The organism is Pseudomonas sp. Tul2A7, from assembly GCF_054790505.1.
The window spans coordinates 3,114,001-3,120,000 of record NZ_CP186499.1; the positions used below are offsets into that span (position 1 = coordinate 3,114,001).

Below are 6,000 nucleotides of genomic sequence, written 5' to 3' on the forward strand. Positions count from 1 at the left end.
AATCCAAAGTCCGCTGTAGAGGGACTGCCAGAAGCAGACCCACTCGGTAGATCATGAGGCGCACATCCGCGCCGACCTGTTACACCCGCAACGCGTTACCTCGCGCTGGGTGGGAAAGGCCCGCAACACTTGGGACGATCCCAATACTTGCTCAGTCAGTGCTGACGTAGTCGGCGACCACCGTCGCTCATGCTCTGCCGAGAAGTAAACCTATTAAGACCCGCCCCTTTTTGTGGACGGTATTCTGGCGTTTTAGAGGTGAACAACGTGGAGCTTTTATCTGGCGGTGAGATGCTCGTCCGCTTTTTGCGTGACGAAGGCGTCAAATATATCTACGGGTACCCGGGTGGTGCTCTCCTGCATGTTTACGATGCCCTGTTCAAAGAACCGGAAGTGACTCACATCCTGGTTCGTCACGAACAAGCGGCAACCCATATGGCTGACGGTTATGCCCGTGCCACCGGTAAAGCCGGTGTGGTATTGGTGACGTCCGGTCCTGGCGCCACAAACGCCATCACCGGCATCGCGACCGCCTATATGGACTCGATTCCAATGGTGATCATTTCCGGTCAGGTGCCAAGCACCATGGTCGGTACCGACGCGTTCCAGGAAACCGACATGATCGGTATCTCCCGGCCGATCGTGAAGCACAGCTTCATGATCAAGCACGCTTCGGAAATCCCGGAAGTCATGAAGAAGGCCTTCTACCTGGCGCAATCCGGTCGTCCGGGCCCGGTCGTGGTCGATATCCCGAAAGACATGACCAACCCGGCCGAGAAGTTCGAATACATCTTCCCGAAGAAAGCCAAGCTGCGTTCCTACAGCCCGGCCGTTCGCGGTCACTCCGGGCAAATCCGCAAGGCAGCAGAAATGCTCCTGGCAGCCAAGCGTCCGGTCATGTACTCCGGTGGCGGCGTCATCCTCGGCAACGGTTCCGCACCGCTGACTGAACTTGCGAAAATGCTCAACTTGCCTGTGACCAACACGTTGATGGGCCTGGGCGGTTTCCCGGGGACTGATCGTCAGTTCATCGGCATGCTCGGCATGCACGGCAGCTACACCGCCAACCTGGCGATGCACCATGCTGACGTGATCCTCGCGGTCGGCGCGCGTTTCGACGATCGCGTGATCAACGGCGCGGCGAAGTTCTGCCCGAACGCCAAGATCATCCACATCGACATCGACCCGGCTTCGATTTCCAAGACCATCAAGGCCGACGTGCCAATCGTTGGTCCGGTCGAGAGCGTCCTGACCGAAATGGTCGCGATCCTCAAGGAAATCGGCGAGACCCCGAACAAGGAGTCCGTGGCCAGTTGGTGGAAGCAGGTTGATGAGTGGCGCGGTGATCGCGGCCTGTTCCCTTACGAAAAGGGCGACGGCAGCATGATCAAGCCGCAGACCGTGATCGAAACCCTCTGCGAAGTGACCAAGGGCGATGCCTTCATCACTTCCGACGTGGGCCAGCATCAGATGTTCGCTGCGCAGTACTACACGTTCAACAAACCGAATCGCTGGATCAACTCCGGCGGTCTGGGCACCATGGGCTTCGGTTTCCCGGCGGCCATGGGCATCAAGTTGAGCTTCCCGGATGACGATGTTGCCTGCGTCACTGGTGAAGGCAGTATCCAGATGAACATCCAGGAACTGTCGACCTGCCTGCAGTATGGCTTGCCAGTGAAAATCGTCATCCTGAACAACGGTGTTCTGGGGATGGTTCGTCAGTGGCAGGACATGAGCTACGGCAGCCGTCACTCGCACTCCTACATGGAATCGCTGCCTGACTTCGTCAAATTGGCTGAAGCCTACGGCCACGTTGGCGTACGCATCACCGAATCGAAGGATTTGAAGTCGAAGATGGCAGAAGCGTTCGCCATGAAGGATCGCCTGGTCGTGATCGATATTTCGGTCGACACCAGCGAGCACGTCTATCCGATGCAGATCAAAGACGGCTCGATGCGCGATATGTGGCTGAGCAAGACGGAGCGTACTTAATCATGCGGCACATTATTTCCTTGCTTCTGGAAAACGAACCCGGCGCTTTGTCTCGCGTAGTCGGCCTGTTCTCGCAGCGCAACTACAACATCGAAAGCCTGACCGTGGCCCCGACCGAAGACCCGACTTTGTCGCGTCTGACGCTGACCACCGTTGGTCACGATGAAGTCATCGAGCAGATCACCAAAAACCTGAACAAGCTGATCGAAGTGGTCAAGCTGGTGGACCTGTCGGAAAGCGCTCACATCGAGCGCGAACTGATGCTGGTCAAGGTCAAGGCCACTGGCGCCCAGCGCGCCGAGATCAAACGCACCACCGATATTTACCGTGGACAGATCGTCGATGTCAGTGCCAGCGTGTATACCGTTCAACTGACCGGTACCAGCGACAAGCTCGACAGCTTCATTCAGTCCATCGGCACCGCATCGATTCTGGAAACCGTCCGTAGCGGCGTGACCGGCATTGCCCGCGGCGACAAAGTACTCAGCATCTAAACCAAATTAGCGAATGGCCTGAAAGGCCTGGATATAAAGGGGAAATTCATGAAAGTTTTCTACGATAAAGACTGCGACCTGTCGATCATCCAGGGCAAGAAAGTTGCCATCATCGGTTACGGTTCCCAGGGCCACGCCCAAGCGTGCAACCTGAAAGATTCCGGTGTCGACGTTACCGTTGGTCTGCGTAAAGGTTCGGCCACCGTTGCCAAAGCTGAAGCTCACGGCCTGAAAGTGACCGACGTTGCTTCCGCTGTTGCGGCTGCCGACCTGGTCATGATCCTGACCCCGGACGAGTTCCAGTCTTCCCTGTACAAAAACGAAATCGAGCCGAACATCAAGAAAGGCGCCACCCTGGCCTTCTCCCACGGCTTCGCGATCCACTACAACCAGGTTGTTCCGCGTGCCGACCTCGACGTGATCATGATCGCGCCGAAAGCTCCGGGTCACACCGTACGTTCCGAGTTCGTGAAAGGCGGCGGTATTCCTGACCTGATCGCGATCTACCAGGACGCCTCGGGCAACGCCAAAAACGTTGCACTGTCCTACGCTGCTGGCGTGGGTGGCGGTCGTACCGGCATCATCGAAACCACCTTCAAGGACGAGACCGAAACCGACCTGTTCGGCGAACAAGCCGTACTGTGCGGCGGTACCGTTGAACTGGTAAAAGCCGGTTTCGAAACCCTGGTTGAAGCTGGCTACGCGCCGGAAATGGCCTACTTCGAGTGCCTGCACGAACTGAAACTGATCGTTGACCTCATGTACGAAGGCGGTATCGCCAACATGAACTACTCGATCTCCAACAACGCTGAGTACGGCGAGTATGTGACTGGCCCGGAAGTGATCAACGCCGAATCCCGTCAGGCCATGCGCAACGCCCTGAAACGTATTCAGGACGGCGAATACGCCAAAATGTTCATCAGCGAAGGCGCAACCGGCTACCCTTCGATGACCGCCAAGCGTCGTAACAACGCCGCTCACGGTATCGAAGTCATCGGCGAGCAACTGCGCTCCATGATGCCGTGGATCGGTGCCAACAAGATCGTCGACAAAGCCAAAAACTAAGTCGTCGTTCCTTGTACGAAAAACGCGGCCTCGGCCGCGTTTTTTCGTTTGAGGCGGTGGTTCTGGTATAAAGCTGCAGCGTTTGTGGCCGAACTGTCGTCCTCAAGCATCTGTCGAATTTTCTTCAAACCGTTGCAAGGTAATGTCCATGAGCGAACGTCCCGAAGAGCCGAACAAGGCTTCTGACGCCGAAAGCCTGCTGCCCATCGATGAACACATCGAAGAAGGGCACGACGCAGAAGGTCGTAAAGTCCGGCATCGTGGTATCTATCTGCTGCCGAATCTGTTCACCACTGCGAACCTGTTCGCAGGGTTTTATTCCATCATCAACTCGATGAGCGCGCAGGCTGCTCTAAGCGCTGGCGACTCGGCGAATGCGAGCAAGTATTTCGCGTTCGCCGCGATCGCGATATTCGTCGCCATGGTGCTCGACGGCCTCGACGGTCGCGTGGCGCGCATGACCAATACGCAAAGTGCCTTCGGTGCCGAGTATGACTCGCTGTCGGACATGGTCGCGTTCGGTGTTGCGCCGGCGTTGCTTGCCTTTGGTTGGGCGCTGGGTGACATGGGCAAGGTTGGATGGATGGTCGCCTTCATCTATGTAGCGGGCGCGGCGTTGCGTCTGGCGCGCTTCAATACTCAGGTGGGTACGGCTGACAAACGCTATTTCATCGGTCTGGCCAGCCCGGCAGCGGCCGGTGTGGTTGCGGGGATTGTCTGGGCGTTCAGCGATTACGGCATTCAGGGTTCGAAGATGTCGTTCCTGGTCGCGCTGATGGTCGCGGCGGCCGGCATGCTGATGGTCAGTAATATCAAGTACAACAGCTTTAAGGAGCTGGACCTGAAGGGTCGCGTTCCGTTCGTGGCGATCCTTGCTGTGGTGCTGGTGTTCGCCGTGGTGTTCAGCGATCCACCGCGCATTCTGCTGTTGGTGTTCCTCGCTTACGCGGCTTCCGGCCCGGTGCAGTACCTGTTGCATCTTCGTCGGCACAAAAAAGCCGAGTGATGTAATTTCCCGCATACTCCGCAGTCTATGGGTGCATCAGTCCTCCAAAGCTGCGGAGTTGCCATGTTGATCAAAGTCCCCAAAGCATCCGACTGCCATGAGTCGGATGTCACACCTGAAGCCATTTATCTCTCTCGCCGCCAATTGTTGGGGGCCACTGCTGCCGGTATCGCCGTCAGCAGCCTGCCGCGCTGGGCCAATGCCGACGATGCGGCGCGGTATGCCGATGTCGAACCGGGCAAAGCACCTGCCTGGTTTAGCGAGAAGCTGTCCTCTACTCAATGGGGGGCGGTCAACGTTAAGGATGAGGCGATCACGCCTTATAAAGATGCCACCCATTACAACAACTTCTATGAGTTCGGAACCGACAAGGGTGACCCGGCGGCGAATGCTGGCTCGCTGAAAACCGAACCGTGGAGTGTGGTGGTAGACGGGGAGGTGGGTAAGCCAGGGCGCTATGCGCTGGAAGACTTCATGAAACCGTACCAGTTGGAGGAGCGCATCTATCGCTTGCGCTGTGTCGAGGCGTGGTCGATGGTCATTCCGTGGATCGGCTTTCCTATCTCGGCGCTGCTCAAGCAGGTCGAACCGACATCCAATGCCAAATATATCCGCTTTGAGACCCTGCAAGATCCCAAGAGTATGCCCGGTCAACGCTCCGGTTTTGCCTTGATCGACTGGCCTTATGTAGAAGGCTTGCGACTGGATGAGGCGATGAATCCGTTAGCGATTTTGGCGGTGGGCATGTATGGCCGTGAGCTGCCGAATCAGAACGGCGCGCCTCTACGCTTGGTGGTGCCGTGGAAGTATGGTTTCAAAAGCGTTAAATCCATCGTCCGTATCAGCCTGGTCAGCGAGCAGCCGAAGACGACCTGGCAGAGTATCGCGGCAGATGAATACGGCTTCTATGCGAATGTGAACCCGACGGTTGATCACCCACGCTGGACCCAGGCGCGGGAGCGGCGCTTGCCAAACAGTCTGTTCAAGCCAAATGTGCGGGATACGCAGATGTTCAACGGCTACTCGGATGAAGTCGCTTCTTTATACACAGGGCTCGATCTGCGGAAGAACTACTGATGCGATTTCCGTTATGGCGTATAGGCGTATTCATTGCGGCGGCTATCTGGCCGATGCTGTGGTTGTATCAAGCGCTTGAGGATTTACTCGGGCCTGATCCCGGCAAGGTGTTGGTCGATCGCTTGGGGCTGGGCACGTTGGTGTTGTTGCTGATTACCCTGAGCATGACGCCTATGCAGAAAGTAACCGGTTGGGCAGGGTGGATTGCTGTTCGCCGGCAGTTGGGGCTTTGGTGTTTTGCCTATGTGGTTTTGCATCTGTGCAGCTATATGGCGTTTATTCTGGGTTTCGATTGGTCGCAGCTGGCGGTCGAGTTGCGCAAGCGCCCTTACATAATAGTGGGGGCGTTGGGCTTTCTCGGATTGT

Annotated in this window: 6 protein-coding genes (1 of these 6 only partly in view); all 6 read left to right on the plus strand. The window is 56.9% G+C overall.

Annotated features, from left to right (window positions below; translation table 11 throughout):
* Nucleotides 1-267 precede the first annotated feature (267 nt).
* The gene (locus ACOYXJ_RS14085) at nt 268-1,992 is read left to right on the plus strand and encodes an acetolactate synthase 3 large subunit (protein WP_034153917.1); all 1,725 of its coding nucleotides are present in this window, start codon (nt 268-270) and stop codon (nt 1,990-1,992) included.
* Nucleotides 1,993-1,994: 2 nt separating this feature from the next.
* On the plus strand, nt 1,995-2,486 hold the full coding sequence (gene ilvN / locus ACOYXJ_RS14090; protein WP_003176102.1) for an acetolactate synthase small subunit: 492 nt from the start codon (nt 1,995-1,997) through the stop codon (nt 2,484-2,486).
* 48 nt (nt 2,487-2,534) lie between these two features.
* Nucleotides 2,535-3,551, plus strand: a complete 1,017-nt coding sequence (ilvC, locus tag ACOYXJ_RS14095) for a ketol-acid reductoisomerase (protein ID WP_007909969.1) — start codon at nt 2,535-2,537, stop codon at nt 3,549-3,551.
* Nucleotides 3,552-3,699: 148 nt separating this feature from the next.
* A complete protein-coding gene (gene pssA, locus ACOYXJ_RS14100) occupies nt 3,700-4,557 on the plus strand; it encodes a CDP-diacylglycerol--serine O-phosphatidyltransferase (RefSeq protein WP_016983477.1) in 858 nt (285 codons plus the stop codon).
* A 63-nt stretch (nt 4,558-4,620) separates the two neighbouring features.
* Nucleotides 4,621-5,634 carry a protein-methionine-sulfoxide reductase catalytic subunit MsrP gene (gene msrP / locus ACOYXJ_RS14105; RefSeq protein WP_460370010.1) on the plus strand — a complete coding sequence of 338 codons (1,014 nt, stop codon included), beginning with the start codon at nt 4,621-4,623 and terminating at the stop codon, nt 5,632-5,634.
* Nucleotides 5,634-6,000, plus strand: partial view of a protein-methionine-sulfoxide reductase heme-binding subunit MsrQ gene (msrQ, locus tag ACOYXJ_RS14110; RefSeq protein ID WP_150794060.1) — the 5' portion only. 257 nt of this gene lie beyond the right edge of the window; 367 of the gene's 624 nt are visible here — the first part of the coding sequence; it begins with the start codon at nt 5,634-5,636; its stop codon lies beyond the right edge, outside the window. The genes msrP and msrQ overlap by 1 nt, the downstream gene beginning before the upstream one ends.